Below are 524 nucleotides of genomic sequence, written 5' to 3' on the forward strand. Positions count from 1 at the left end.
GTTGAAGTACCACTAATAATTGGTGTGCTGTCGTTTCCAAGCCCCAGTGCATCCACAGTGACAACTGGGGTAATGGTATCAACATTGCCACTGCTGTTGGCGGTGCTCTCATTGCCTGCGGCATCAGTAATACTGGCCGTTACAGTAAAGTCACCTTGTGCCAGCGCACTGGGCACTTCAATATCCCAATGCCCATCCGTACCAACGGTGGTAGTAATAGTTTGCACAGCGCCATCACTGTCGGTCACGATGAGTGTGACCGTGCCGCCAATTTCGTTACTCGTGCCTTGCAGTGTCGGGGTTAAGTCGTTTATGTCGCCTACATTTTGTATCGTAAGCGTTGGCGCTTGCGTGTCGATAGTCGTGGTTTCACTCACGGTGGTTTCGTTGCCTACGCTATCGCGTACGCTCACTTCAATCGTGCTTTCACCTTCACTGAGTGGTGTCGCTGGGGTGGCGCTCCACTCGCCGTTGGCATCAACAAGGGCGGTAATGGTTTGTGGGTTACCGTCACTGTCGGTCAC

The 524-nt window shown here is 52.9% G+C and carries 1 protein-coding gene; it reads right to left on the minus strand.

Annotated features, from left to right (window positions below; translation table 11 throughout):
• On the minus strand, nt 1–524 hold a 524-nt coding region (locus tag NQT65_RS20195; RefSeq protein WP_256851924.1), incomplete at both ends, for an Ig-like domain-containing protein.

The sequence above is a fragment of the Pseudoalteromonas agarivorans genome (assembly GCF_024518735.1).
Lineage (GTDB): Bacteria > Pseudomonadota > Gammaproteobacteria > Enterobacterales > Alteromonadaceae > Pseudoalteromonas > Pseudoalteromonas atlantica.